Here is a 20,482-nt window from a genome sequence, read left to right as displayed (position 1 = left end):
CGCCCGCCCCTAGAAATCGGAGAACACACCACATGACAACGACGTCAGCGACGTCGACGCGCGGTGGAGCGCGCGTCCACGTCCAGCGCTTCGGCACCTTCCTCTCGGGAATGGTCATGCCGAACATCGCGGCCTTCATCGCCTGGGGCTTCATCACGGCCCTCTTCATCCAGACCGGATGGCTCCCGCTCCTCGGCATCGACGCCACCTGGGTCCAGCAGTTCGGCGGCTGGAGCACGGATCCCGACGTGGTCAACACCGGCCTCGTCGCCCCGATGATCACCTACCTCCTCCCGCTCCTCATCGCGAACACCGGCGGCCGCATGGTCTACGGCGCCCGCGGTGGCGTGGTCGGCACCATCGCGACCATGGGCGTCATCGTCGGCGCCGGCATCCCGATGTTCATCGGCGCCATGATCATGGGCCCGCTGTCGGCGTGGCTCATGAAGAAGGTCGACTCGATCTGGGACGGCAAGATCAAGCCCGGCTTCGAGATGCTGGTCAACAACTTCTCCGCCGGAATCCTCGGCCTCCTCCTCGCGCTCCTCGCTTTCGCGGGCGTCGCGCCGCTCGTGGTCGGTCTCTCGACCGCCCTCGGTGCGGGCGTGGAGTTCCTGGTCAACGCGGGCCTGCTCCCGCTGACCTCGCTCTTCATCGAGCCGGCGAAGATCCTCTTCCTGAACAACGCCATCAACCACGGCATCCTCACGCCGCTGGGCGTGCAGCAGGCGGAGGAGGCGGGCAAGTCCTACCTCTTCCTCCTCGAGGCCAACCCCGGCCCCGGCATGGGCGTGCTCCTGGCCTTCGCGTTCTTCGGCGTCGGCGCGGCCCGCGCCTCGGCTCCCGGCGCGGCGATCATCCACTTCATCGGCGGCATCCACGAGATCTACTTCCCGTACGTGCTGATGAAGCCGGCGCTGCTCGCGGCCGTCATCCTCGGCGGTGCGACCGGTGTCGCGACGAACGTCGCGTTCAACTCCGGCCTCCGCGCCCCCGCCTCGCCCGGCTCGATCATCGCGGTGCTCCTCCAGACCGCGAACGACAGCTTCCTCGGCGTCATCCTCTCGGTGGTCCTCGCGACCGCCGTGTCGTTCCTGGTGGCCTCGGTCATCATCCGGTCCGGCCGCAAGCGCGACCTGGCCGCGGAGCAGGAGGGCGACGACAAGCTGGCCGCCGCCGTCGCCGCGAACGAGGCGAACAAGGGCAAGGAGAGCGCCGTCGGCTCGCTCATCAACGCCCGCGGCGCCAACGCTCCGCAGGACTCGGCCGGCGCCTCGACCGCGGGGGCCACGGCCACCGCGACCCAGGTCCGGAACATCGTCTTCGCCTGCGACGCCGGCATGGGCTCGTCCGCGATGGGCGCCTCGGTGCTGCGGAACAAGATGAAGAAGGCGGGCTTCGAGGACGTCACGGTCACCAACAAGGCGATCGCCGCTCTCGAGGACGACGTGGACCTGGTCATCACCCAGGCCGAGCTCACGGAGCGCGCCCGCCAGCGCACCCCGGGCGCCATCCACGTCTCCGTGGACAACTTCATGAACAGCCCGAAGTACGACGAGGTCGTCTCGCTGGTCGCGGAGCAGCACGGCAAGTAGTACGCCAACCATTCGGAGGGAACCCGTAGGGTGCGACAGAGCGGACACGCTCCGCTCGCCCCTGCGGGTTCCCTCGCTGTCAGCACCTCCACGGAAGGACGCACCCCATGAGCGACGTGCTCACCATCGGACAGATCGACGCCTCCGGCACCGCCACCACGAAGGAGGCCGCCATCAAGGAGGCCGCCGACATGCTGGTCGGCGTCGGCGCGGTCACCCCCGCCTACTACGAGGCCATGCTCGCCCGCGAGGCGACCGTCTCGACCTACATGGGCAACCTGCTCGCCATCCCGCACGGCACCAACGACGCGAAGGACGAGATCCGCTCCTCCGCCCTCTCGTTCGTGCGCTATGCGCAGCCGATCGACTGGGACGGCAACGAGGTGCGCTTCGTCGTCGGCATCGCCGGCGTCGACAACGAGCACCTCGAGATCCTCTCCAAGATCGCGATCATCTTCTCGGAGGAGGACGAGGTGCAGAAGCTCCTCGACGCCCCGGACGCGCAGTCGCTCTACAGCCTGCTGGGCGAGGTCAACTCCTGATGCCCACCGCCGTCCACTTCGGCGCCGGCAACATCGGCCGCGGCTTCGTCGGCCTGATCCTGCACGGCGCCGGCTACGAGCTCGTCTTCGCCGACGTCAACTCCGAGCTGATCGGCCGCCTCGCCGCCGCCGACAGCTACGAGGTGCACGAGGTGGGGGAGGAGGCGGCCACGCACGTCGTCGACCGCTTCCGCGCGATCGACTCGGCCGCCGACGAGGAGGCTCTCGTCCGCGAGATCGCCGCCGCCGACATCGTCACCACGGCCGTCGGCCCGAACATCCTGCGCTTCGTCGCCCCCGTGATCGCGAAGGGCCTCGCCGCCCGCGACGAGTCGGCGCCGCGGCTGGCGGTCATGGCCTGCGAGAACGCGATCAACGCCACGCGCCTCCTGCAGACCGAGGTCGCCGCGAACCTCGGTGCGGACGAGTGGGAGCGCCTGCGCACCCGCGCCGTCTTCGCCGACACCGCGGTGGACCGCATCGTCCCGAACCAGGACCCGGGCCAGGGCCTGGACGTGACGGTGGAGAGCTTCTTCGAGTGGGTCGTCGACCGCACTCCCTTCGAGGGCACCGAGCCGGAGATCCCGGGCGCGACCTGGGTCGACGACCTCGAGCCGTTCATCGAGCGGAAGCTCTTCACCGTGAACACCGGCCACGCGACGGCCGCCTACACCGGCTTCGCGGCCGGAGCGCACAAGCTCTCCGACGCGCTGGCGATGCCCGAGGTGCACGACGCGGTCAAGGCCGCGCTCGAGGACACCAAGGCGCTCATCGTGGCCAAGCACGGCTTCAGCGACGAGGAGCAGCAGGCCTACCTCGAGAAGACGCTGAAGCGCTTCGCGAACCCGTACCTGACCGACACGGTCGACCGGGTGGGACGCCAGCCGCTGCGGAAGCTGTCGCGGCACGAGCGCTTCATCGGACCGGCGGCCGAGCTCGCCGAGCGCGGGCGCACGCCGGAGGGACTGCTCGCCGCGATCGGCGCCGCGCTCCGCTTCGACGTGCCCGAGGACCCCCAGAGCGTGGAGCTCCACGAGAAGCTGACCGCGCTCAGCCCGGAGGAGTTCGTGGCGGAGGTCACCGGCCTCACGGCCGAGCATCCGCTCTTCGACCGGGTCGTGGCGGTCGTCCGCGGCTAGTCCCGTGGCCGCACGGCGGCGAACGACGACGAGGTCCCCTGCTTCCCGCGGGGGACCTCGTCGTCGTCTGCGGCGGCTCGGGCGGAGCGCTAGAACAGCCGCCAGCGGGTGAGCGGCCAGGCCACGGCGAAGACGCGTCCGGTGACCCTGTCGATCGGCACGGTCTTCACGCACGTGTCGATCGGCCCGCCGGCGCCGCGGCACTCGCCGAGCGAGTCGTTGGAGTTCGACCGGTGGTCGCCCAGGACGAAGAGGGAGCCCTCAGGGACGGTGTACTCGTCGAAGCAGCGGAGGGACGCGGGGCTCGTCGTGCAGTCGAGGGTCCCGGGGGTGAAGGGGAAGTCCTCGAACACGTAGGACTCGTCCAGCGGCTTCCCGTCGACCAGCACGTGCCCGTCGGCGTCGCAGCAGGAGACGGTGTGGCCCCCCTCGGCGATCAGCCTCTTGACGAGGAACTCCTCGTGGGAGGGGCCGATGCTGGTGACGTCGCCGAAGGTCTTCACGATCTCGGAGAGGGGGCTGCCGGCCTCGTCGCTCGCGCCCCAGTCGGCGTCGCGCGAGAAGACGACGATCTGCCCCTCCTCCGGCCCGCCCTGGAGGGCGAGGGTGCGGTCGACCAGGATGCGGTCGCCGAAGAACCCGCCGCCCTGGAGGGTGTTCTCCATCGATCCGGTCGGCACCGTGTACACCTTCACGAAGAAGGTCTGCACCAGGGCGATGACCGCGATCGCCGCCAGGATCGTCACCACCGGGTGCGAGTACCAGCTCCGCCTCGCGGTCGCGGACCTCGTCGTGCGCGCCATGTGCTCTCCCTCCGACTCGACGGAGCCAGCCTAGGCGGCGGCGGACGCGGGGCTGGGCAGGGGGCGCGCGTCGGGCGCGGAGACGGAGGAGGGGGCGACACGCCCGAGGTGGCGGAGCGGCCGCGATTCGCGTAGTATCGACCCTTGGTGTTTTGCGCGTGCTCCGGCATGCCCGCGAACCCCGATCCGGGCTCTCGCCCGGTGGTGGCTCGTCGCGGAAACATTCGCACGACCAGTACACACACTACTTCCGAACGACAGTGAGGCTATGGCCAAAAAAGACGGTGTCATCGAAATCGAAGGTGCGGTTGTCGAGGCGCTCCCCAACGCGATGTTCCGCGTGGAGCTGACCAACGGACACAAAGTTCTCGCCCATATCTCGGGCAAGATGCGTCAGCACTACATCCGGATCCTCCCCGAGGACCGGGTGATCGTGGAGCTGAGCCCTTACGACCTGACCCGCGGCCGGATCGTCTACCGCTACAAGTAGACGTTCGCTCCGCTGACGTTCGCGACGTGCGTGTCCTGTAAGGAACGGCCCCGGCATCCGCCGGGAGCACGACGCCAGCGAAAACAAGGACAAGAACAATGAAGGTCAACCCCAGCGTCAAGCGCATCTGCGACCACTGCAAGATCATCCGCCGCCACGGCAACGTGATGGTCATCTGCAGCAGCAACCCCCGCCACAAGCAGCGCCAGGGCTAGTCCCGCTGCTTCCGCGAGGGAGCGCAGGGGCGGCGTGCCGCCCCCACTGCACAACTGAACACACCCGCAGCACCAGAAATCGCGCAGCACCCCGGCGACCCCGGGGTGGACGGCGAGGACACCTTCGGTCGGAGGCCGAGGCACCGGTGCTGCTTCACACCTCCACTCACTCACAGGAGAAGCCACAATGGCACGTCTGGCAGGAGTAGACATCCCGCGCGAGAAGCGCGTGGAGGTCGCACTGACCTACATCTACGGTGTCGGCCGCACTCGCGCGCTCAAGACCCTGAGCGACACCGGGATCGACGGCAACATCCGCGTCAAGGACCTCAGCGACGACCAGCTCGTCTCGCTCCGCGACTACATCGAGGGCAACTACAAGGTGGAGGGCGACCTCCGCCGCGAGGTCGCCGCCGACATCCGCCGCAAGGTCGAGATCGGCTCGTACGAGGGCCTCCGCCACCGTCGCGGCCTCCCGGTCCGTGGACAGCGCACCAAGACGAACGCGCGCACCCGCAAGGGACCCAAGCGCACCGTCGCCGGCAAGAAGAAGGCCGGCCGCAAGTAACGCGGGCGACACGGACCTAGAGGAGATACAGAATTGGCTACCCCCAAGTCGGCCGCGCGCAAGCCGCGCCGCAAGGAGAAGAAGAACATCGCTGTGGGCCAGGCCCACATCAAGTCGACGTTCAACAACACCATCGTCTCGATCACCGACCCCTCCGGGGCCGTCATCAGCTGGGCCTCGTCCGGTGGAGTCGGCTTCAAGGGCTCGCGCAAGTCGACGCCGTTCGCCGCCCAGCTCGCCGCCGAGTCGGCCGCGCGCCAGGCTCAGGAGCACGGCATGAAGAAGGTGGACGTCTTCGTGAAGGGCCCCGGCTCGGGTCGTGAGACCGCGATCCGCTCGCTCCAGGCCGCAGGCCTCGAGGTCGGCTCGATCAACGACGTCACCCCGCAGGCGCACAACGGCTGCCGCCCGCCCAAGCGTCGTCGCGTCTAAGCAGCACTCGCAGCCGTCGGCCGGCCGCACGAACCGCCTCCGGGCGGGGAGTGCGGCCGACCGGCGGATCGCGCATTTCTTTCACAACTCCACACCTCGCAAACGCACGTGTCATATAGCGGACACGTGATCGAAAGGAATCATCAGTGCTTATCGCACAGCGTCCGACGCTCACCGAGGAGAACATCTCGGAGTTCCGTTCCCGCTTCGTCATCGAGCCCCTCGAGCCCGGCTTCGGCTACACGCTCGGCAACTCGCTGCGTCGCACCCTGCTGTCCTCCATCCCCGGCGCCGCTGTCACCAGCATCCGGATCGACGGAGTCCTGCACGAGTTCACGACCGTCCCGGGCGTCCGCGAGGACGTCACCGAGATCATCCTGAACATCAAGGGACTCGTCGTCTCCTCCGAGCACGACGAGCCGATCACCGCCTACCTGCGCAAGCAGGGAGCCGGCCAGGTCACCGCCGCGGACATCTCGGCTCCGGCCGGTGTCGAGATCCACAACCCGGAGCTCGTCATCGCCACGCTGAACGACAAGGCGAAGTTCGAGCTCGAGCTCACGATCGAGCGCGGCCGCGGCTACGTCTCGGCGACCCAGAACCGCAGCGAGTTCTCCGAGGCCGGCCAGATCCCGGTCGACTCGATCTACTCGCCCGTGCTGAAGGTCACCTACCGCGTCGAGGCCACCCGTGCCGGCGAGCGCACCGACTTCGACCGCCTGGTCGTGGACGTGGAGACGAAGGCGGCGATCTCGCCGCGCGACGCCATCGCCTCCGCCGGACGCACGCTGACCGAGCTGTTCGGTCTCGCCCGCGAGCTGAACAACGCGGCCGAGGGCATCGAGATCGGCCCCGCGCCGGTCGACGCGGTCCTCTCGACCGAGCTGTCCATGCCCATCGAGGACCTCGACCTCTCGGTGCGCAGCTACAACTGCCTCAAGCGCGAGGGCATCAACAACGTCAATGAGCTCGTCGCCCTCTCGGAGACGCAGCTCATGAACATCCGCAACTTCGGTCAGAAGTCGGTGGATGAGGTCAAGGAGAAGCTGACGGAGCTCGGCCTGTCGCTCAAGGACTCGGTCCCCGGGTTCGACGGCGCCCACTTCTACAGCTACGACGACGAGAGCATCTAGGTCCTCCGCTCCGGAGCCCCGGCTCCTCGCGTCCGACCTGCTGACACCCCTTTAGTACTGGAGTAAACCCATGCCCAAGCCCACCAAGGGCCCCCGCCTCGGAGGCGGACCCGCACACGAGCGCCTGCTGCTGGCGAACCTGGCCGCGGCCCTGTTCACGCACAAGAGCATCAAGACGACCGAGACCAAGGCCAAGCGCCTTCGTCCGCTCGCCGAGCGCCTGGTGACCTTCGCCAAGCGCGGCGACCTGCACGCCCGCCGTCGCGTCCTCGCGACGATCGGCGACAAGTCGGTCGTCCACGAGCTCTTCACCGAGATCGCTCCGCTCGTCGCCGAGCGCGAGGGCGGCTACACCCGCATCACCAAGATCGGCCCCCGCAAGGGAGACAACGCGCCCATGGCCGTGATCGAGCTCGTCCTCGAGCCCGTCACGCCCAAGGCGAAGAAGTCGCGCACCGCCACGGCGCCCGTGTCCGCTCCGGTGGACGAGGCCCCCGCCGAGGAGCCCACTGCCGAGGAGACCCCCGTCGAGGAGGCGCCCGTGCAGGACGCTCCCGTCGAGGACGCCGCGCAGGACGCTCCTGTCGAGGAGACCGGCGCGACCAAGTAGTCACGCCCCCTCTCCCGAGAGCCCTCCGTCCCCTCCGGGGCGGGGGGCTCTCGTCGTTCCACGGGGCCGAGTGGCGCGAATCGTCGCTTACGATGGCACGGCTGCGCTCGTCGGGTGCGGCCGCGTCACGACCGGCGCTCCCGGGGTCCGCCCCGACGATCCTCGGAGGACTCCTGTGCGACTGCGCTCCTCGGCCGCTGCGGCGCTCCTCGCCCTGGCACTCGCGGCCGGAGTGAGCGGCTGCGCCTCCGGCGAGGTGATCGACGTGCCGGAGTCGGCGGGCCTCGCGAGCACGACCCCCGTGCCGTCGGCCGCACCGACCGTGTCCTCCGTGCCCTCCGTGCCGTCGAGCGAGGGTGTGGACTGCGCGACCGCTCTCCCCGCCTCCCTCGTCGAGCAGGAGGCCGGCCTGACGGCGGGCACCGTGTCGATCACCGCCGCGGGAGACACGTGCTCCTACGCCGTCGACGGCGGCGACCCGGTCGTCGTGCTGACGCTGCACCGCGGGCCCCTCGTCGAGACCTTCACCGGTGCGGGCGAGGCGCTCGGCGCCGTGCCGGTCTCGCTGGGCACGGCCGCCTACTGGGTGCAGGGCATCGCCTCCGCCCCCTCCGAGCTGGCCGTGCTCGCAGGCGGCTGGGAGGCGCGGATCGTCTCCTCGGTCGGCGAGCAGTCGACGCTGGTCGGCTGGGCGGTCTCGGCCCTGGCGACCGTCGACGTCCCGCTCGCGGTCGCCTGAGCCGCGACCACGGCGCGCTCTAGACTCGTCTGATGCTCCACCGCGTCCGCCTCGACCTGGCCTACGACGGCTCGCACTTCTCCGGCTGGGCCAAGCAGCCCGGCCTCCGCACCGTGCAGGGGGTGCTCGAGGAGTCGCTCGCCCTGGTGCTGCGCTCCGAGCAGCACCCGACCGTGACGGTCGCCGGGCGCACCGACGTCGGCGTGCACGCCAGCGCCCAGGTCGCCCACGTCGACCTCACCCCCGAGCAGTGGGGCCGCATCAGCAGCGGCAGGCGCCGACCGGGGGAGGAGCCGTTCCCGCCCGCGTCGATCCTGGAGCGGCGGCTCCGCGGGATCCTCGGGCAGTACACCGACGTCTCGGTGCACCGGGTGACGGAGGCGCCGGAGGGGTTCGACGCGCGGTTCTCGGCGCGCTGGCGGCGGTACGAGTACCGGCTGGCCGACGCCTCCTCGATGCGCCACCCGCTCGACCGCACGTACACCACCTGGATCACCGACTCCCTCGACCTCGACGCGATGACGGTCGCGGCCCGCTCGCTCCTGGGCCTTCACGACTACGCGTCGTTCTGCCGTGCCCGCGCAGGGGCCACCACCATCCGGAGCCTGCTCGACTTCACCTGGGAGCGCGACGCCGACGGAGTCCTGCACGCCCACCTGCGCGCGGACGCCTTCTGCCACAGCATGGTGCGGGCCCTCGTGGGGGCGTGCGTGGCGGTCGGCGCCGGGAAGCTCGAGGCGGGGGCGGTCCCGCTGCTCCGGGACGCCGCCCGACGGACCAACGCGTTCGCGGTGATGCCGGCCCGCGGCCTCATCCTCCGCGAGGTCGACTACCCCGAGGACGACGCACTCGCCGAGCGGGCCCTGCTCACCCGGGCGAAGCGCACCGTGCGGACCGAGGGGCCGGACCCGGAGGACTCGGAGTGAGGCGAGGGCGCGCGACCGCGACCCGCGACCCGTGGCGGCCCGGGCCGCACCTCCCGCCGCCGGAGCCCCTGCCGCCACGATCCGTGCTTGGCCGCACGGGGGCTTTGCTGTAATGTCGACCCTTGGTGTTTTCGGCCGTGTGCCGAGCGCCCGAAGTTGAGCCCTCCACCGGATCGGTTCGGCCCCCTCGCGGGTCGAACGGCCACGGAGCGGGATCCACGAACACCTCACTCCGACCAGAAAGCAGCACTCACGTGACTCGCACTTTTTCTCCGAAGCCGGCTGACGTCCAGCACGACTGGATCGTCATCGACGCGTCCGACGTCGTGCTCGGCCGTCTCGCCACCCACGCCGCGGCGCTCCTGCGCGGCAAGCACAAGGCCACCTTCGCGCCGCACATGGACATGGGCGACTTCGTCATCATCGTCAACGCGGAGAAGGTCGCCCTCACCGGCCAGAAGCTCCTCCAGAAGAAGGCCTACCGCCACTCCGGCTACCCGGGCGGCCTCTCGGCCACCACGTACGCCGAGCTCCTCGAGAAGAACCCGGTCCGCGCCGTCGAGAAGGCCATCCGCGGCATGCTCCCCAAGAACTCCCTCGGCCGCGCCCAGCTGCGCAAGCTGAAGGTCTACACGGGATCCGAGCACCCCCACGCGGCCCAGCAGCCGCAGGCGTACGCCTTCACCCAGGTCGCCCAGTAGGCTCCGGCCCTCCCCGACACCCCAGACTTCGAAGACAAAGGATCACCTACACCGTGGCGAAGATCGCAGACCAGATCGACGTGGCTCCCGAGAGCTACTCCACCGAAAGCCCGGCCACCGAGGCGTCCACGACGCCCCGCGCCGTCCTCAACGTCTCCGGCGCAGCCGTGGGCCGACGCAAGCAGGCCATCGCCCGCGTGCGCCTCGTCCCCGGCAACGGCGGCATGACCGTCAACGCCCGCGAGTTCGCGGAGTACTTCCCCAACAAGCTGCACCAGCAGCTGATCACCGACCCCTTCAAGGTGCTCGACCTGATCGGCTCCTACGACGTGGTCGCCAAGATCACCGGCGGCGGCCCCTCCGGCCAGGCCGGCGCGCTGCGCCTCGCCATCGCCCGTGCCCTCAACGAGATCGACCGCGAGAACAACCGCGCGATCCTGAAGAAGGCGGGCTTCCTGACCCGCGACGCCCGCGTCATCGAGCGCAAGAAGGCCGGTCTCAAGAAGGCCCGCAAGGCGTCCCAGTTCTCGAAGCGCTAGTCGACGCGGCCTGACGGCCGCACGACCAGCAGCTCGAGAAGGGACTGCGCACCATGCCGCGCCTGTTCGGAACAGACGGCGTCCGTGGCCTCGCTAATCGCGAGGTCACGGCCGACCTGGCTCTCGGCCTCGCCCAGGCGGCCGCCCGTGTACTCGGAGCGGCCGCCCGGGCCGAGGGCCGTCGGCCCGTCGCCGTGCTCGCCCGCGACCCCCGCATCTCCGGTCAGTTCATCGGAGCCGCGGTCGCGGCGGGTCTCGCGAGCGCTGGAGTCGACGTGCTCGACGCCGGCGTCATCCCGACGCCCGCCACCGCCTACCTCATCGCCGACGAGAACGCCGACTTCGGCGTGATGATCTCGGCCTCGCACAACCCCGCCGCCGACAACGGCATCAAGTTCTTCGCCGCAGGCGGACGCAAACTCCCGGACGAGCTCGAGAACCGCATCGAAGCGGCCCTCGGAGTCCCCCCGCTCACGCCGACCGGAGCCGACGTCGGCCGCATCACCCGCTTCTCCGACGCGGAGGACCGTTACGTCCTCCACCTGCTCGGATCCCTCGAGGGCACCCGTCTCGACGGCCTGCACGTGGTCATCGACTGCGCGCACGGCGCCGCCGCCGGCATCTCGCCCCAAGTGTTCACCGACGCCGGAGCGACCGTCACCGTCATCGGCAACGACCCCGACGGCCTCAACATCAACGACGGAGTGGGCTCCACCCACCTCGACAACGTCGCCGACGCCGTCCGCGCGGCCGGCGCCGACATCGGCATCGCCCACGACGGCGACGCCGACCGCTGCCTCGCGGTGGACGCCGAGGGCCGCATCGTCGACGGCGACCAGATCATGGCGATCCTCGCGACAGCCATGGCCCGCCGCGGCGCCCTCCGCGACGACGTCCTCGTGGCCACCGTCATGAGCAACCTCGGCCTCAAGCTCGCCATGCGCGACGCCGGCATCCGCGTCATCGAGACCGCGGTCGGCGACCGCTACGTCCTCGAGGCGATGAACGACGGCGGCTACTCGCTCGGCGGGGAGCAGTCCGGCCACGTCATCATGAGCCGCTACGCCACCACCGGCGACGGCGTGCTCACCGGCCTCCAGCTCGCGGCCGAGATGGCCCGGACCGGACGCACGATCGCCGACCTGGCCGCCGTCATGTCCGTCTTCCCGCAGACCCTCCTCAACGTGCGCGGCGTCGACCGCGAGGGCGTCCGCGACGACGAGGTCATCGCCTCCGCCGTCGCCGACGCCACCGCCGAGCTCGGCAGCGACGGCCGCGTGCTCCTGCGCCCCTCCGGCACGGAGCCGATGGTGCGCGTCATGGTCGAGGCGAAGACGCAGGAGACGGCCGACCGCCTCGCCGAATCGCTCGCCGCGGTCGTGCTCGAGCGGCTGCGTTCTTAAGGAGCCGCTCCCTGCGCGGCTCCTCGCGGTCGGCTTGGGGAGGTGGTCGCGATGGGTGGAGCGGGGTGCGTTCGCCGCGGGTGAATCGCTTGGCACGCGATTCCCACGACGGCTCGTGGGTTGGGCCGCTCCCTGCGCGGCTCCTCGCGGTCGGCTTGGGGAGGTGGTCGCGATGGGTGGAGCGGGGTGCGTTCGCCGCGCGGGAATCGCTGGGGACGCGGCGGTGTTCGTTGCGGGGCCGCTCCCTGCGCGGCCCCTCGCGGTCGGCTTCGCGAGGTGGTTGCGATGGGTGGAGCGGGGCGCGTTCGCCGCGGGTGAATCGCTTGGCACGCGATTCCCACGACGGCTCGTGGGTTGGGCCGCTCCCTGCGCGGCTCCTCGCGGTCGGCTTGTCGAGGTGGTCGCGCTGGTGGAGCGGGATGCGTTCGCCGCGGGTGAATCGCTGGGCACGCGGCGGTGTTCGTTGCGGGGCCGCTCCCTGCGCGGCCCCTCGCGGTCGGCTTCGCGAGGTCGTTGCGCGGGTGGAGCGGGTCGCGTTCGCCGCGCGTGAATCGGCTTGGCACGCGATTCACGCTGACGGCTCGTGGGTGGCGGCGAGCCTGCGCCGATCGTGCGGTGAAGGGGTTCGAGGTCGGTGGCTGCGCGGTGCGCGCGGCGGCGAACAGCGACCGGGGGCGCGGTCAGATCTTGCGGAGGAGGACCGAGGAGACGGTGTGGTCGGCCTGCTTGCGGAGGACCAGGCTCGCGCGGGAGCGGGTGGGGCGCACGTTCTGCAGCAGGTTCGGCTCGTTGATCGCGGCCCAGATGCTCCGCGCGCGCTCGCGGGCCTCATCCGGGCTGAGCGCCGCGTATCGGTGGAAGTAGGAGTTCGGATTCGCGAACGCGCCCTGCTGCAGGGTGAGGAAGCGCTCCTCGTACCAGCGCGCGATGTCGCTGGTCCGGGCGTCGACGTAGACGGTGAAGTCGAACAGGTCGCTCACCGCCAGGCCGTGACCGGGCACCGGCGGCTGCAGCACGTTCAGGCCCTCGACGATCAGCACGTCCGGCCGCCGCACGACGATCTCGGCGTCGGGGACGATGTCGTAGGAGAGGTGCGAGTAGAACGGCGCGCGCACCTCCGCGGCCCCGCCTTTCACCTCCGAGACGAAGCGGAGCAGCGCCCGCCGGTCGTACGACTCGGGGAAGCCCTTGCGGCTCATCAGACCGCGGCGCTCCAGCTCGCGGTTGGGCAGCAGGAAGCCGTCGGTGGTCACCAGCTCGACGCGGGGCGTGTCCTCCCAGCGGGCGAGCAGCTCCCGCAGCAGGCGCGCGATCGTCGACTTGCCCACCGCGACCGACCCCGCGACGCCGATCACGAACGGAGTCGGCTGCGCGCGCTCCCCGAGGAACGTGCTCGTCGCGCGGTGCAGGTGCCGCGCGCCACCGGCGTACAGGCTCAGCAGGCGCGAGAGCGGCAGGTAGACCTCCGCGACCTCGGTGAGGCTCAGCCGGTCGCCCAGCCCCCGCAGCTGCACGACCTCGGTCTCCGACAGCGGCAGCTCCGTGGTGCGGGCGAGCTCGGCCCAGTCGGAGCGGACGATCTCGACGAAGGGGGAGGGGTGCGCGTCGCGCGCGGGATCGCGAGGAGACGACGGCATGGGGACCGATCCTAGCGTCCGCCCCGCCGGGTGCCCGACGCCGCGGGAGGCGCCTCCGCGCCGCTTAGAATCGAGCGCATGTGTGGAATCGTTGGATACGTCGGTGAGCGCGACAGCCTGGCCGTGCTGCTCGGGGGCCTGAAGCGTCTGGAGTACCGCGGCTACGACTCGGCCGGCGTGGCCGTGATCGACGCCGACGGGCAGCTCGACAGCCGCAAGCGCTCGGGCAAGCTCAGCGTCCTCGTCGACGACCTCGAAGCGCACCCGCTGGCCGAGGGCACCACGGGCATCGGCCACACCCGCTGGGCGACGCACGGCGGCCCGACCGACCGCAACGCCCACCCCCACCTCGCGGACGAGGGCAGGCTCGCCGTCATCCACAACGGCATCATCGAGAACTTCCAGCCGCTCAAGGAGGAGCTGCTCGCCGAGGGCGCCGTCTTCGAGAGCGAGACCGACACCGAGGTCGCCGCGCACCTGATCGCCCGCGAGTACCGCCGCACCGGCGACCTCGTGCTCGCCTTCCAGGCCGTCGTCGCGCACCTCGAGGGCGCGTTCACCCTGCTCGCCCTGCACCAGGACCAGCCCGGCGTGGTCGTCGGCGCGCGCCGCAACTCGCCGCTCGTGATCGGCCTGGGCGACGGGGAGAACTTCCTCGGCTCCGACGTCGCGGCGTTCGTCGAGTTCACCCGCCGCGCGGTCGCCATCGGCCAGGACCAGATCGTCACGATCACCCCGGAGCTCGTCACGGTGACCGACTTCTTCGGCAACCCCGTCGAGACCGAGCCGTTCGAGATCGCCTGGGACGCGTCGGCGTCCGAGAAGGGCGGCTGGTCGAGCTTCATGGCGAAGGAGATCACCGAGGGCCCCGAGGCCGTCGCGAACACGCTCCGCGGCCGCATCCACGAGGGCGCGATCACGCTGCCCGAGCTCGACGCGCTCGGTCCGGTGCTGACGGAGATCGACCGCATCACGATCATCGCCTGCGGCACGGCCGCCTACTCGGGCATGGTCGCCAAGTACGCGATCGAGAAATGGGCGCGCGTCCCCGTCGAGGTCGAGCTCAGCCACGAGTTCCGCTACCGAGACCCGGTGCTCACCCCGCGCACCCTCGTCGTCTCGATCAGCCAGTCCGGTGAGACGATGGACACGCTGATGGCGGTCAAGTACGCCCGCGAGCACGGCGCCAAGACGCTCTCGGTCTGCAACACCCAGGGCGCGACGATCCCACGCGAGTCGGACGCCGTGCTCTACACGCACGCGGGCCCGGAGGTGGCGGTCGCCTCGACCAAGGCCTTCGTCGCCCAGATCGCGGCGCTCTACCTCTTCGGGCTGCACCTGGCAGCGGTGCGCGGTGCCGCCTCCACCGAGCTCGTCGCCTCGCAGGCGGCCCAGCTCGCCGCGATCCCGGAGAAGCTCTCCCGCGTGCTCGACGCCTCCGACGACATCGCCCAGCTGGCCGGCTGGATGGCCGACACCCGTGCGGTGCTGTTCCTCGGCCGCCACGTCGGCTACCCGGTGGCGCTCGAGGGCGCGCTGAAGCTCAAGGAGCTCGCCTACATCCACGCCGAGGGCTTCGCGGCGGGCGAGCTCAAGCACGGCCCGATCGCGCTGATCGAGCCGGGCCAGGTCGTCTTCGTGATCGTGCCGAGCCCGAGCGAGTCGTACGAGCTCCAGCGCAAGGTGATCTCGAACATCCAGGAGATCAAGGCTCGCGGCGCCCGCGTCATCGCGATCGCGGAGCAGGGCGACACGGCCGCGATCCAGATCGCCGACGAGGTCGTGCCGATCCCGCTCGCCGACCCCCTGTTCGAGCCGCTGCTCGCCGTCACCCCGCTGCAGATGTTCGCGATGGAGCTCGCCGCCGCCAAGGGCCTCGACGTCGACCAGCCGCGCAATCTCGCCAAGTCGGTCACGGTCGAGTGATCGAGCCGTGATCGTGGGGATCGGGGTGGACGTCGTGGACCTCGCGCGCTTCGAGCGCTCGCTGACGCGCACGCCCCGGCTCCGCGACCGGCTGTTCGCCGAGAGCGAACGCTCGCTCTCCGTCGCCTCGCTGGCGGGCCGCTTCGCCGCCAAGGAGGCGCTGATCAAGGCGCTCGGCGACTCCGTGGGCGCCCGCTGGCACGACATGGTCGTCGAGCGGGACGAGCACGGGAATCCGTCCTTCGCGCTGCACGGCCCGGCCCGGGCGGCCGCGGAGGCGCGGGGGATCAGGCGCGTGCACCTCTCGATGACGCACGACGCGGGCGTGGCCTGCGCGTTCGTGGTGGCCGAGTCGTGAGCGTCCCCGCGTCGTACCGCGAGGCGGTGATCGACGTCGACGCGATGGCGGCGAACGCCGCTTCTCTGCGCGAGCTCACCGGTGCCCGACGGCTCATGGCCGTCGTCAAGGCCAACGGCTACGGGCACGGCGCCCTGGCCGCGGCGCAGGCGGCGCTCGACGGCGGCGCGGACGCCCTCGGCACCGCGGAGCTGCGGGAGGCCGTGGCCCTGCGCGAGGCAGGCGTCGTCGCTCCGATCCTCTGCTGGCTGCACGACCCCGGCGAGGACTTCGACGCGGCGCTCGAGCACTCGATCGACGTCGCCGTCTCCTCGGTCGACCAGCTCGACACGCTCGCGCAGTCGGCGGAGGACCGCGGCGTGCGCGCGGCCGTGCAGCTCAAGGTCGACACCGGCCTCAGCCGCAACGGCGCCGCGGAGGAGGAGTGGCCGCACCTGGCGGAGTCGCTCGCCCGTCACAGCGCTCGCGGCACCGTCCACCTCACCGGGCTCTTCTCGCACCTGTCCAACACCTCGCGCGAGGACGACCTCGCCCAGCTCGCGCTCCTCCGCCGCGCCGAGGCCGTGCTGGCGGCGCACGGGGTGCAGGCGCCGGTCCTGCACCTCGCGGCGACGGCGGCGGCGCTGCGCCTCCCGGAGGCCCGCCTCGACATGGTGCGCAGCGGCATCGCCCTCTACGGACTCTCGCCGTTCGAGGACGAGACCTCGCTCCAGCTCGGGCTCGTCCCGGCGATGACGCTGCAGGGCCGCGTCGCCGGCGTCCGCCGGGTGCCCCACGGGACCGGCGTGAGCTACGACTACACCTGGCGGGCCGAGGGCGGGACGACCCTCGCGCTCGTGCCGTTCGGCTACGCGGACGGCATCCCGCGGAGCGCCTCCGGCGTCGCGGAGGTCTCGATCGGCGGCCGCCGCCACCGGATCGCCGGGCGGGTCGCGATGGACCAGTTCGTCGTCGACGTGGGGGACGCGAGCGTCGCGACGGGCGACCCGGTGACGCTCTGGGGCGACCCGACGACCGGCGTCCCCTCGGTCGACGAGTGGGCGCGGTGGTGCGGCACCATCAACTACGAGCTGGTCACCCGGCTCGGGCCGCGGGTCCAGCGGCGGCTGCTGAGCGCGGCGGACGGCCGTGCCTGAGCGCTCCTGGTTCGCGGACCGCGTCGTCGAGGTCGCCGATCCGGAGGCCATGGCGGAGCTCGGCCGCGAGCTCGGCCGAGTGCTGCGCGCCGGCGACCTGCTGGTGCTGACCGGGCCGCTCGGCGCGGGCAAGACGACCTTCACGCGCGGGCTCGGCGAGGGGCTCGGCGTGCGGGGTCCCGTGACGAGCCCCACCTTCGTGATCGCGCGGACGCACCCGCCGCTGCACGACGGGCCGCCGCTCGTGCACGTCGACGCCTACCGCGTGGGCTCGCCGGTCGAGCTCGACGACCTCGACCTCGATCCGGCGCGCTCGGTGGTCGTCGTGGAGTGGGGGGCCGGGATGCTGGACGGCGTCGCGGAGTCCTGGCTCGACGTGGTCATCGAGCGGCCGACCGCCGGCTCCGACGCCGAGGAGGGCGAGGAGCCGATCGAGCCGCGGACCGTCCGCTTCCGCGGCACCGGCTGGAGCTGAGCCCGCGGGTACCCTGGACGCGTGCTCCTCGCGATCGACACCTCCTCCGGAACCTCCGTCGCCGTCGTCGACTCCTCGGGCGCCGTGCGCTCGGAGCGCACCGAGACCGACACCATGCGCCACGCGGAGGTGGTCGGCCGGCTGATCCAGGAGGCGCTCGAGGCGGCCGACGTGGCTCCCGGGGGCATCGAGGCGGTCGCCGTGGGCATGGGCCCCGGCCCCTTCACCGGCCTCCGGGTCGGGATCGCCGCCGCTCGGGCCTTCGCGCTCGGCCGCGGCGTCCCCACCCTCCCCGTGGTCTCGCACGACGCGATCGCGCTCGCCGCGCTGCGGCACGGGCGCGCCGCGGGCTTCCTCGTCGTCACCGACGCCCGCCGCCGCGAGCTGTACTGGAGCGCCTACGACGGGCTCGACGACCAGGGACTCCCCGTCCGCCTCGCCGGCCCGGGCCTGGACAAGCCGCCGGCCCTCCCGCATCCGGAGCTCCCTCGCCTGGAGGCCGAATCGGTCTCCGCCGGCGAGCTCGGAGTCGTGGCCGCCCGCCTGCGCGCGGCCGGCCGGCCCGGTGCCGCGGACGAGCCCCTCTACCTCCGCTCGCCCGACGTCACGCTGTCGGCCGGCCCCAAGCGGGTGACCGCATGAGCGAGGCCGTGCTCCGCGACGCGCAGGCGGACGACCTCGACGCCGTCATGGCGATCGAGGAGTCCGAGTTCGCCGGCGACGCCTGGTCGCGCGGGATGATGGCGGAGGAGATCCGGAGCCGTCACACCCGGTACCTGGTCGCCGAGCAGGACGGCGAGGTGGTCGGCTACGCCGGGCTCCTCTGCCCCGTCGGCGCTCACGAGGGCGACGTGCAGACGATCGCGGTCGTCGCCCGGGTCCGCCGCACCGGCCTCGGCCGCCGACTGCTGCGCGCGCTCCTCGAGGCGGCCCGCGAGCGAGGCGCCCGCGAGGTCTTCCTCGAGGTCCGCGCCGACAACCCCGCCGCGCAGACCCTCTACCGCTCGGAGGGCTTCGAGGAGATCGGCGTCCGCCTCGCCTACTACCAGCCCGACGGAGTGGACGCGATCGTGATGCGCCGGCCGCCGACCCCGACCCAGGAGACCCCGTGAGCACCGGACCCCTCGTCCTCGGCATCGAGACCAGCTGCGACGAGACGGGGATCGGCATCGTCCGCGGCACGACGCTGCTCTCGAACACCATCGCCTCCTCGATGGAGGAGCACGCCCGCTACGGCGGCGTCGTGCCCGAGGTGGCCGCCCGGGCGCACCTGGAGGCTCTCGAGCCCGCCCTGCACGCGGCGCTCTCCGAGGCCGGTGTCGCGCTCGGCGACCTGGACGCGATCGCGGTCACCAGCGGACCGGGGCTCTCGGGCGCCCTCATGGTCGGCGTCGGAGCGGCGAAGGCGCTCGCCGTCTCGCTCGGCCTGCCGCTCTACGCCGTGAACCACCTCGTCGGCCACGTGGGAGCCGACGTCCTCCGTGCAGACGGCAGCGAGGGCAGCCCCGTCGAGGTGCCGACGATCGCGCTGCTGGTCTCGGGCGGGCACACCTCGCTCCTGCACGTGCGCGATCTGGTGTCGGACGTCGAGCTGCTCGGCGAGACCGTCGACGACGCCGCCGGCGAGGCCTTCGACAAGGTGGCGCGCGTCCTGGGCCTGCCCTATCCGGGCGGACCGCAGATCGACCGGGTGGCGGCGGACGGGGACCCGAAGGCGATCCGCTTCCCGCGCGGGCTCAGCCTGCCGAAGGACCTCGAGCGCCACCGCTACGACTTCTCGTTCTCGGGGCTGAAGACCGCGGTCGCCCGCTGGGTCGAGAAGCGCCAGGACGCGGGGGAGGAGGTGCCCGTGGCCGACGTCGCGGCGAGCTTCCGCGAGGCGGTCGCCGACGTCCTGCTCACGAAGGCGCTCGCCGCCTGCCGCGACCGGGGCGTGCCGCGCCTCCTGCTCGGCGGCGGCGTGGTCGCCAACGCCCGGGTGCGCGCGCTGGCGGAGGAGCGGTGCGCGGCCGCGGGAGTGACCCTGCGGATCCCGGCGCTCTCGCTCTGCACCGACAACGGCGCGATGATCGCCGCACTGGCGGCGCAGCTGATCGAGGCGGGGCATCCGCCGTCGGGGCTCGGCTTCGGGGCCGACTCGACCCTCCCGGTCACCGAGATCCAGGTCCGCTGAGGCCTCTACCGGGCGGCGGCCGGGCCGCGCAAGCGCCGTCCAGCTTTTTGACAGGCGGATCGTACCACTGCCACTCTTGGCCGCATCCGCTCGTTCCTGACCCTGGGGGATTCCATGACCACTCCGTACACGCCCGCGTCCGACCGCTACAACATCCTGGCGATCATCGGCTTCATCGCCTCGTTCTTCGTCTCCATCGTGGGCATCGTGCTGGGCTTCATCGCCCTGTCGCAGATCAAGCGCACGGGGGAGAAGGGTCGCGGCCTCGCCCTCGCCGCCGTCATCATCGGCTTCGTCGCGATCATCATCACCATCATCTCGTTCGTCGCGCTCTTCTCGATCGCGGCGACCATGCCCACGACCGGGTACTGATCGACACGCCTCCGAGGCTCGGGGGCGCCCGCACCACCAGGAGGACACCGTGACCGACGACACCGCGCCCGGACCGCAGACCGGACCGGCGCCCGCGCCGTTCGCCCCTCCGCTCGGCGAGCCGTCGGCGGCCTACCCGCCGCCGACGGCCGCCGCCGATCCCTACCCCGGTCTCCCGCCCCGCCGCCCGCCGATGAATCCGCTCGCGGTCGCGGCTCTGGTGTGCGGACTGCTGGGGCTGGCGCCCGCCGCCATCGTCCTCGGCCACATCGGCTTCGCCCAGGCCCGACGCTCCGGACAGCGCGGCCGCGGTCTCGCGGTCGCCGGCTTCGTGCTGGGCTACCTCGCGATCGTCCTCGCTGTGATCGCCTACCTCGCCTGGACGGCCTTCGTGGGCGACCTGCGCGACGGCGGGTACCTGCCCGCGTGAGCGGACGGAACCCCTCCGCCGCCGCCCGGGTGCTGGCTAGACTCGCGCCATGAGCGACGACAGCACCCGTCCCGGCCCCGGCTCCGGCGAGCAGCACGGCTCCGTCCCGGTCCCGCCGGCCCCGCCCGTCCCCCCGGCTC

The 20,482-nt window shown here is 71.7% G+C and carries 25 protein-coding genes; 23 read left to right on the top strand and 2 right to left on the bottom strand.

The annotated features are described in order from the left end of the window. The first annotated feature begins 32 nt into the window (after positions 1 to 32). From C5C25_RS15705 to C5C25_RS15695, 3 genes are all read left to right on the top strand, one after another. The gene (locus tag C5C25_RS15705) at positions 33 to 1,595 is read left to right on the top strand and encodes a PTS mannitol transporter subunit IICB (RefSeq protein ID WP_104251136.1); all 1,563 of its coding nucleotides are present in this window, start codon (positions 33 to 35) and stop codon (positions 1,593 to 1,595) included. Between the two features lie 107 nt (positions 1,596 to 1,702). Further along, entirely contained in the window at positions 1,703 to 2,137 is a 435-nt protein-coding gene (locus tag C5C25_RS15700; protein ID WP_104224996.1) for a PTS sugar transporter subunit IIA, read from the top strand. Further along, positions 2,137 to 3,276: a mannitol-1-phosphate 5-dehydrogenase gene (locus C5C25_RS15695; protein ID WP_104251135.1), complete on the top strand. Its 1,140-nt coding sequence runs from the start codon at positions 2,137 to 2,139 to the stop codon at positions 3,274 to 3,276. Before C5C25_RS15700 ends, C5C25_RS15695 begins: the two co-directional genes overlap by 1 nt. A gap of 89 nt (positions 3,277 to 3,365) precedes the next feature. Here C5C25_RS15695 and lepB read toward each other — a convergent pair whose 3' ends face one another. Next, the gene (gene lepB, locus C5C25_RS15690; protein ID WP_104251134.1) at positions 3,366 to 4,079 is read right to left on the bottom strand and encodes a signal peptidase I; all 714 of its coding nucleotides are present in this window, start codon (positions 4,077 to 4,079) and stop codon (positions 3,366 to 3,368) included. Positions 4,080 to 4,347: 268 nt separating this feature from the next. On the opposite strand from lepB, the gene infA reads away from it, so the two are divergent. The 11 genes from infA (at position 4,348) to glmM (ending at position 11,835) form a co-directional block, all read left to right on the top strand. Beyond that, positions 4,348 to 4,569, top strand: coding sequence for a translation initiation factor IF-1 (gene infA, locus C5C25_RS15685; RefSeq protein WP_022883252.1), 222 nt, complete (start codon positions 4,348 to 4,350; stop codon positions 4,567 to 4,569). 98 nt (positions 4,570 to 4,667) lie between these two features. Then, positions 4,668 to 4,784, top strand: coding sequence for a 50S ribosomal protein L36 (gene rpmJ, locus C5C25_RS15680; protein WP_055787164.1), 117 nt, complete (start codon positions 4,668 to 4,670; stop codon positions 4,782 to 4,784). A gap of 187 nt (positions 4,785 to 4,971) precedes the next feature. Continuing rightward, on the top strand, positions 4,972 to 5,352 hold the full coding sequence (gene rpsM, locus C5C25_RS15675; RefSeq protein ID WP_068251511.1) for a 30S ribosomal protein S13: 381 nt from the start codon (positions 4,972 to 4,974) through the stop codon (positions 5,350 to 5,352). Positions 5,353 to 5,385: 33 nt separating this feature from the next. Next, positions 5,386 to 5,784: a 30S ribosomal protein S11 gene (gene rpsK, locus C5C25_RS15670; RefSeq protein WP_055787170.1), complete on the top strand. Its 399-nt coding sequence runs from the start codon at positions 5,386 to 5,388 to the stop codon at positions 5,782 to 5,784. Positions 5,785 to 5,930: 146 nt separating this feature from the next. Continuing rightward, positions 5,931 to 6,917: a DNA-directed RNA polymerase subunit alpha gene (locus C5C25_RS15665; RefSeq protein WP_104224999.1), complete on the top strand. Its 987-nt coding sequence runs from the start codon at positions 5,931 to 5,933 to the stop codon at positions 6,915 to 6,917. 70 nt (positions 6,918 to 6,987) lie between these two features. Further along, positions 6,988 to 7,527 (top strand): 50S ribosomal protein L17, encoded by a 540-nt coding sequence (gene rplQ, locus C5C25_RS15660; protein WP_104251133.1) that lies wholly within the window; start codon positions 6,988 to 6,990, stop codon positions 7,525 to 7,527. 175 nt (positions 7,528 to 7,702) lie between these two features. Next, complete coding sequence (locus C5C25_RS15655) at positions 7,703 to 8,266, top strand: hypothetical protein (protein ID WP_104251132.1); 564 nt, start codon at positions 7,703 to 7,705, stop codon at positions 8,264 to 8,266. Between the two features lie 32 nt (positions 8,267 to 8,298). Further along, positions 8,299 to 9,192, top strand: a complete 894-nt coding sequence (locus tag C5C25_RS15650; RefSeq protein ID WP_104251131.1) for a tRNA pseudouridine(38-40) synthase TruA — start codon at positions 8,299 to 8,301, stop codon at positions 9,190 to 9,192. 254 nt (positions 9,193 to 9,446) lie between these two features. Then, positions 9,447 to 9,893, top strand: a complete 447-nt coding sequence (rplM, locus tag C5C25_RS15645; RefSeq protein WP_104225003.1) for a 50S ribosomal protein L13 — start codon at positions 9,447 to 9,449, stop codon at positions 9,891 to 9,893. A 53-nt stretch (positions 9,894 to 9,946) separates the two neighbouring features. Beyond that, positions 9,947 to 10,432 carry a 30S ribosomal protein S9 gene (rpsI, locus tag C5C25_RS15640; RefSeq protein ID WP_104225004.1) on the top strand — a complete coding sequence of 162 codons (486 nt, stop codon included), beginning with the start codon at positions 9,947 to 9,949 and terminating at the stop codon, positions 10,430 to 10,432. Between the two features lie 53 nt (positions 10,433 to 10,485). After that, a complete protein-coding gene (glmM, locus tag C5C25_RS15635; RefSeq protein WP_104251130.1) occupies positions 10,486 to 11,835 on the top strand; it encodes a phosphoglucosamine mutase in 1,350 nt (449 codons plus the stop codon). 680 nt (positions 11,836 to 12,515) lie between these two features. Here the strand turns inward: glmM and coaA are convergent. After that, the gene (gene coaA, locus C5C25_RS15630; protein ID WP_104234153.1) at positions 12,516 to 13,472 is read right to left on the bottom strand and encodes a type I pantothenate kinase; all 957 of its coding nucleotides are present in this window, start codon (positions 13,470 to 13,472) and stop codon (positions 12,516 to 12,518) included. Positions 13,473 to 13,550: 78 nt separating this feature from the next. Here coaA and glmS point away from each other — a divergent pair, with 78 nt between their 5' ends. From glmS to C5C25_RS15585, 9 genes are all read left to right on the top strand, one after another. Further along, complete coding sequence (gene glmS, locus C5C25_RS15625; RefSeq protein ID WP_104251129.1) at positions 13,551 to 15,398, top strand: glutamine--fructose-6-phosphate transaminase (isomerizing); 1,848 nt, start codon at positions 13,551 to 13,553, stop codon at positions 15,396 to 15,398. Positions 15,399 to 15,405: 7 nt separating this feature from the next. Continuing rightward, positions 15,406 to 15,756 carry a holo-ACP synthase gene (locus C5C25_RS15620; RefSeq protein WP_104251128.1) on the top strand — a complete coding sequence of 117 codons (351 nt, stop codon included), beginning with the start codon at positions 15,406 to 15,408 and terminating at the stop codon, positions 15,754 to 15,756. Beyond that, positions 15,753 to 16,892 (top strand): alanine racemase, encoded by a 1,140-nt coding sequence (alr, locus tag C5C25_RS15615; RefSeq protein ID WP_104251127.1) that lies wholly within the window; start codon positions 15,753 to 15,755, stop codon positions 16,890 to 16,892. Before C5C25_RS15620 ends, alr begins: the two co-directional genes overlap by 4 nt. A gap of 49 nt (positions 16,893 to 16,941) precedes the next feature. Beyond that, entirely contained in the window at positions 16,942 to 17,367 is a 426-nt protein-coding gene (tsaE, locus tag C5C25_RS15610; protein ID WP_104251137.1) for a tRNA (adenosine(37)-N6)-threonylcarbamoyltransferase complex ATPase subunit type 1 TsaE, read from the top strand. A gap of 21 nt (positions 17,368 to 17,388) precedes the next feature. Next, positions 17,389 to 18,009 carry a tRNA (adenosine(37)-N6)-threonylcarbamoyltransferase complex dimerization subunit type 1 TsaB gene (tsaB, locus tag C5C25_RS15605; protein WP_104251126.1) on the top strand — a complete coding sequence of 207 codons (621 nt, stop codon included), beginning with the start codon at positions 17,389 to 17,391 and terminating at the stop codon, positions 18,007 to 18,009. Then, positions 18,006 to 18,479 (top strand): ribosomal protein S18-alanine N-acetyltransferase, encoded by a 474-nt coding sequence (gene rimI / locus C5C25_RS15600; protein ID WP_104251125.1) that lies wholly within the window; start codon positions 18,006 to 18,008, stop codon positions 18,477 to 18,479. The genes tsaB and rimI overlap by 4 nt, the downstream gene beginning before the upstream one ends. Then, positions 18,476 to 19,540, top strand: a complete 1,065-nt coding sequence (gene tsaD, locus C5C25_RS15595) for a tRNA (adenosine(37)-N6)-threonylcarbamoyltransferase complex transferase subunit TsaD (RefSeq protein WP_104251124.1) — start codon at positions 18,476 to 18,478, stop codon at positions 19,538 to 19,540. The genes rimI and tsaD overlap by 4 nt, the downstream gene beginning before the upstream one ends. A 114-nt stretch (positions 19,541 to 19,654) precedes the next feature. Next, on the top strand, positions 19,655 to 19,912 hold the full coding sequence (locus tag C5C25_RS15590) for a DUF4190 domain-containing protein (RefSeq protein WP_104234158.1): 258 nt from the start codon (positions 19,655 to 19,657) through the stop codon (positions 19,910 to 19,912). A 49-nt stretch (positions 19,913 to 19,961) separates the two neighbouring features. After that, positions 19,962 to 20,342: a DUF4190 domain-containing protein gene (locus tag C5C25_RS15585; protein WP_104234159.1), complete on the top strand. Its 381-nt coding sequence runs from the start codon at positions 19,962 to 19,964 to the stop codon at positions 20,340 to 20,342. The last annotated feature ends 140 nt before the right edge of the window (positions 20,343 to 20,482 follow it).

Source organism: Rathayibacter sp. AY2B9, assembly GCF_002931595.1.
Lineage (GTDB): Bacteria > Actinomycetota > Actinomycetes > Actinomycetales > Microbacteriaceae > Rathayibacter.
Note: the sequence above shows the minus strand (reverse complement) of the source record. Positions and strands in the feature narration are given on the sequence as shown.

What these genes read in the sequence shown, in the direction of transcription:
- C5C25_RS15705 (WP_104251136.1), top strand. Translation starts at nt 33, where the DNA reads ATGACAACGACGTCAGCGACGTCGACGCGCGGTGGAGCGCGCGTCCAC.
- glmM (WP_104251130.1), top strand. Translation starts at nt 10,486, where the DNA reads ATGCCGCGCCTGTTCGGAACAGACGGCGTCCGTGGCCTCGCTAATCGC.
- C5C25_RS15695 (WP_104251135.1), top strand. Translation starts at nt 2,137, where the DNA reads ATGCCCACCGCCGTCCACTTCGGCGCCGGCAACATCGGCCGCGGCTTC.
- tsaE (WP_104251137.1), top strand. Translation starts at nt 16,942, where the DNA reads ATGGCGGAGCTCGGCCGCGAGCTCGGCCGAGTGCTGCGCGCCGGCGAC.
- C5C25_RS15700 (WP_104224996.1), top strand. Translation starts at nt 1,703, where the DNA reads ATGAGCGACGTGCTCACCATCGGACAGATCGACGCCTCCGGCACCGCC.
- C5C25_RS15650 (WP_104251131.1), top strand. Translation starts at nt 8,299, where the DNA reads ATGCTCCACCGCGTCCGCCTCGACCTGGCCTACGACGGCTCGCACTTC.
- rimI (WP_104251125.1), top strand. Translation starts at nt 18,006, where the DNA reads ATGAGCGAGGCCGTGCTCCGCGACGCGCAGGCGGACGACCTCGACGCC.
- coaA (WP_104234153.1), bottom strand. Translation starts at nt 13,472, where the DNA reads ATGCCGTCGTCTCCTCGCGATCCCGCGCGCGACGCGCACCCCTCCCCC.
- C5C25_RS15590 (WP_104234158.1), top strand. Translation starts at nt 19,655, where the DNA reads ATGACCACTCCGTACACGCCCGCGTCCGACCGCTACAACATCCTGGCG.
- glmS (WP_104251129.1), top strand. Translation starts at nt 13,551, where the DNA reads ATGTGTGGAATCGTTGGATACGTCGGTGAGCGCGACAGCCTGGCCGTG.
- rpmJ (WP_055787164.1), top strand. Translation starts at nt 4,668, where the DNA reads ATGAAGGTCAACCCCAGCGTCAAGCGCATCTGCGACCACTGCAAGATC.
- rpsM (WP_068251511.1), top strand. Translation starts at nt 4,972, where the DNA reads ATGGCACGTCTGGCAGGAGTAGACATCCCGCGCGAGAAGCGCGTGGAG.
- rplQ (WP_104251133.1), top strand. Translation starts at nt 6,988, where the DNA reads ATGCCCAAGCCCACCAAGGGCCCCCGCCTCGGAGGCGGACCCGCACAC.
- infA (WP_022883252.1), top strand. Translation starts at nt 4,348, where the DNA reads ATGGCCAAAAAAGACGGTGTCATCGAAATCGAAGGTGCGGTTGTCGAG.
- lepB (WP_104251134.1), bottom strand. Translation starts at nt 4,079, where the DNA reads ATGGCGCGCACGACGAGGTCCGCGACCGCGAGGCGGAGCTGGTACTCG.